Origin of the sequence: Chryseobacterium sp. SIMBA_028 (genome assembly GCF_046535285.1) — a bacterium.
In the GTDB taxonomy this organism is placed as follows: domain Bacteria; phylum Bacteroidota; class Bacteroidia; order Flavobacteriales; family Weeksellaceae; genus Chryseobacterium.
This window is the reverse complement of the sequence record NZ_JAWRWZ010000073.1, coordinates 1-388: the sequence shown is the minus strand read 5'-3', so window position 1 is coordinate 388 and position 388 is coordinate 1. Positions and strand designations below refer to the sequence as shown.

Genomic DNA, 388 nt, shown 5'->3' with positions numbered 1-388 from the left:
GAGAGCAACGCTCAAGGCAAACAGGCTCAGCGCACGCAGCACGACGAAGCACTCGCATCCTTCAACGCCACGATGGCAGAGTATGGGAAGCTGGTCTCATCGGCCGAAGAGCAGCAGATATTCGACGATATCAGGAAGGCGTGGGCAGCATTTCTTGCGGCTGACAGGAACCTGCTCGAGTTGTCCGAGTCGGGCGATCCCGGGTTTGCAGCCGCGAGACAGCTCGCCACCGGGGAGTCTGCGAGGCTCTTTACCGGGGCGCTGCAGCTGATCGAGCGAGATGTGGAGCTGAACCGCACTGGGGCCGCGACTGCCAGCGCAGAAGCTGCAGTTAATTACCGCACAACCATCCTGCTCACCGCAATCCTTTGCGGCGCCGCTGTGCTCC

At 61.6% G+C, this 388-nt stretch carries 1 protein-coding gene; it reads left to right on the top strand.

All coding sequences use genetic code 11. The features are described from left to right. On the top strand, positions 1–388 hold a 388-nt coding region (locus tag SCA31_RS22590), incomplete at both ends, for an MCP four helix bundle domain-containing protein (RefSeq protein ID WP_410699293.1).